Origin of the sequence: Curvibacter sp. CHRR-16 (assembly GCF_018474005.1) — a bacterium.
Taxonomy (GTDB): domain Bacteria; phylum Pseudomonadota; class Gammaproteobacteria; order Burkholderiales; family Burkholderiaceae_C; genus Allorhodoferax.
Map to the genome: position 1 here is coordinate 1 of NZ_JAHCSH010000017.1, position 3,455 is coordinate 3,455.

General features: G+C 48.2%; 3 protein-coding genes. All 3 read left to right on the plus strand.

The window, feature by feature from the left end:
• Positions 1-292 precede the first annotated feature (292 nt).
• From KIK84_RS16410 to KIK84_RS16420, 3 genes are read left to right on the plus strand one after another with little or no spacing between them, the layout of a single operon-like run.
• The gene (locus tag KIK84_RS16410) at positions 293-1,255 is read left to right on the plus strand and encodes a glycosyltransferase family 2 protein (RefSeq protein ID WP_214124201.1); all 963 of its coding nucleotides are present in this window, start codon (positions 293-295) and stop codon (positions 1,253-1,255) included.
• Positions 1,252-1,578: a hypothetical protein gene (locus KIK84_RS16415; RefSeq protein WP_214124202.1), complete on the plus strand. Its 327-nt coding sequence runs from the start codon at positions 1,252-1,254 to the stop codon at positions 1,576-1,578. The genes KIK84_RS16410 and KIK84_RS16415 overlap by 4 nt, the downstream gene beginning before the upstream one ends.
• A 50-nt stretch (positions 1,579-1,628) precedes the next feature.
• Positions 1,629-3,197: a hypothetical protein gene (locus tag KIK84_RS16420; protein WP_214124203.1), complete on the plus strand. Its 1,569-nt coding sequence runs from the start codon at positions 1,629-1,631 to the stop codon at positions 3,195-3,197.
• Positions 3,198-3,455 lie beyond the last annotated feature (258 nt).

Below are 3,455 nucleotides of genomic sequence, written 5' to 3' on the forward strand. Positions count from 1 at the left end.
AATAATCTCCATGACCAAAGCGGCTTTGCGCTTGGCTGTCCAGCGTTTGATCTCGTCTTCCATCAGTGTGCTCATCTGTGTTTCCTTCAAAGATAACACCTGAGCAGTTTTTTACTGGGTCAATACACTGGCTGGCTCAGGTTTTCGAGGCGGCTTCAGGCTTCAACCAGCAGCAGCCCAAAAACCGGGGCTGTTCACAACGGGTGGTTTGATCGTAGGCCATAATTACTTGCGTGATAGCGCACTAGGTAGTTGCTATTAAATTGCATCGCCCCTGCTTTAGAAGTAAATTATGCAAGACTATAAAAAACCTCCTCAATTAGCCGTCGTCGTGCCTTGTTACAACGAGGAGGAGTCTCTTCCGCAAACAATCAAGCTCCTTTGGAGCATCATTGAGTCTTTGTCGTTCGAGGGGGTGATTGCTAATAATAGCTATCTATGTTTTGTGGACGATGGATCCAGTGATGCTACATGGATGCTGATTGCAGCTGCAAGAGATAAGAATCATTGTATTGGGGGTGTTAAGCTATCAAAAAACTTTGGTCACCAAAGCGCATTGCTTGCGGGGCTGATTTCTGTGAAAGATAAGTGCGATATCTCTATATCCCTAGACGCAGATCTTCAACAAGATCCTTGGATGATCCGGAATTTTGTGGAGAAGCATTCCGCAGGTGCGGAAATTGTCTTAGGCGTTCGTAATGACAGATCGACCGACACTGTTTTCAAAAAAATGTCGGCTCGTGGTTTCTATTCCTTGATGCGAATTTTTGGGGTCACAATAGTCCCTAATCATGCCGACTACCGATTGTTGAGTAAGAGGGCTATGGATTGGCTGTCGCTACATACTGAACCGAATCCCTTTCTTCGGGCAATTTGTGCGCAACTTGGTTTGCGCACGGAGATTGTGTACTTTGATGTCAAAGAGCGATTTGCCGGGAGCTCCAAGTATTCTTTAGTCAAGATGCTGAGGTTGGCATTGAATGGCATCACTTCTTTCAGTGTTGTGCCACTTCGCCTCATTGCGGTGTTGGGTCTAATGGTTTTTGCATTGAGTGCCTGCATGGGGCTTTATGTCTTGTACCGCGCCATTGTTGTGGGCGCTGTTGTGCCGGGCTGGGCCTCCACAACGCTTCCGATCTATTTCCTTGGGGGAATTCAAATGCTGTGCTTGGCTATCATAGGTGAGTACATTGCACAGGTTTTGGTTGCCACAAAAGGCCGCCCTCGATTTTTGATTGAGAAAGAACTGTTGTGAATTTTGCAGTTTGGGCGCTTATTTTTGTGGTTTACACGGCCGTCAGTTGTTCAGGGCTCTATTTGCTTAAGACGGGGGATGGAGTATTTTCTATTCGTTTTGTCTCGGGTGCTTTCCTGTACGTTTTGGGAGCAGCAATTTGGGTCTTCGTGATTCTGAAGAACTTGCCGCTGTCTTTCGCTTTCCCTGTGGCAGCAGGGTTGTTGATGGTGGGGACATCCACCATAGGCATAGTTGTGCTGAACGAATCGGTATCGACCTATAGCGTTCTGGGAATGATCTCAATCCTCATTGGCATCACGCTGATCAGTCGTTCCATCTGACAAGTCATCGTTCTCAAAAGTCGCGAAATCATCCTCATCTATCAAGCCGAATGAAAACTGAAAAGTTCCTGCAAACTCCCCAAGCGTTTCTTCTACTTGCGGCTGGCGCGATGGCGCTTTTGATGTGGGGGACAACGCTGTTTGCGGGCTGGGGGCTTATTGATGATCATGAGATCGTTTGGCTGATTGGTGAGGGGGATCATTTACCCTTGGATCACTTCCGAGCTGCGCTCTCGCGCACGGAAATAGCGAGTGATGCAAGCTTTCCTAGATACAGGCCTGTCTATTTCGGCTTGCGTCTCGTGGAAGCGATGATTTGGGGGAAAAACTCCCATGGGTGGTACTTGCTGCGCGCCGCCATTGGCGTCTCCTTCGCGCTTTCATTGGCGCTCTTGATTTCAAATTTTGGATGGTCACTTGGGCGATCTCTGGGGGTGCTGGTTTTATTGATTGGCGGGGGGTATTGGTCAGATATCTTTGCGCGCGCCGGTCCCTCCGAGGTTTATGCCGTTTTGGGTTTGGCGATATCCTTCTTTGCGGTTCATGCACTCTATCAAGCTCCGCGATTCGAACTAAATCTTGCGCAATCAGTGGCACTGGCTCTGGGGCTGGTTCTTGTGATTGGAAGCAAGGAAAATTTGTTGATCTTCATGGTCATTCCCGTCCTTATTTTGGGCGCGGTTTGGTTCGCCCATACTCGTGTGGCGGTTTGGCCAATATTTTTTCTTCCCCTGGCTCTTGGCGTCTGGATTGTTTGGACTTTATTTCACCGGCTGAGCGTTAGCGGAACAGATATTTACGCCAATAGTGTTTCAGTGAGCGATCGCTTAAGCAACTTCCTCGTGGCCGTGAAAATCCCATTCCTTTGGGCGTGGATTGCGAGCTGGCTGTTTGTTTTTATTTTCAGGCGCTCCCAAGCGCTAGCTCAAGGCAGCAGTTTTTTGGGGACATGGCGTACGGCCATCTATTGCAATGTCGGGTTGTTTGTTATTTTCTTGTTCCAGATAACCGCTTACGGTGGGAGTTGGCCCCTTTCGACGATTGATCGCTATCTTTTTCCCGGAGTCCTTTGTGTTCAACTAGGCGCATTACTACTATTGCAGCAGGTGATTCGACAGCCCTTGATTTCAAACGAACGAACGATTTTGAGAAAGGCTGCCATCAGTTTGTGTCTGATTACTTTCATTTCTGTATCCACGGTGGGATCCAAGTTTCCATTGTTAAGCAATGTCAAAGAGTCAGTGAAACTTGTGCACTCTACCCGTGAGCTTCAACAGAAGTACGAGAGCCTCGTTTCAGATCTAAAAAATGATCCTGCTAGGATGTTGGTGGTTGATTCCCACGATGTGTGGGACTCGGAGCCGATTGAGAGTTTGGTGCGGTTTCTTCGCTCCGATGGTGTTCGGAACAAGGTGGTTCTGAGAGTGTCGTACCGACCCGAGGAGTTTACTCCTGAGTCTTTGGAGTGGAGTCTTGCCAAGGACAAGAGCAATATTGAGAAAAATGGCGTAGGGGAATTTTCTGCAAATATCGGTTCTTATTCCAATTGCATTGCGGTTGGGATGAGTGGTGATCCTAGTGTTTGTGAAAAAGGATTCAAAATTTGGCCTTACAGATGATCGTAATGATGGGGTTGCCTGCGCGCGCGGCATTCCGGATGATGATGAGTTAAGCCGCTTCTTGGTTGGCTTAGAGAGTTAACCCTGCATACCTTGTCTGGAGTAAGTGTCAGAATTTCTGTGCATGAAGTCGACGTCCCCCCGTTTTCAGTAGCACTGGGCTTTGGAGTCCGGGGTTAATTTAACTGGTTTTGCATCAACGTCTTGGCGTAGGCTGACGGCGTCAAACCGCCAAGGGATCTCTTAGGCCTTTCTTCG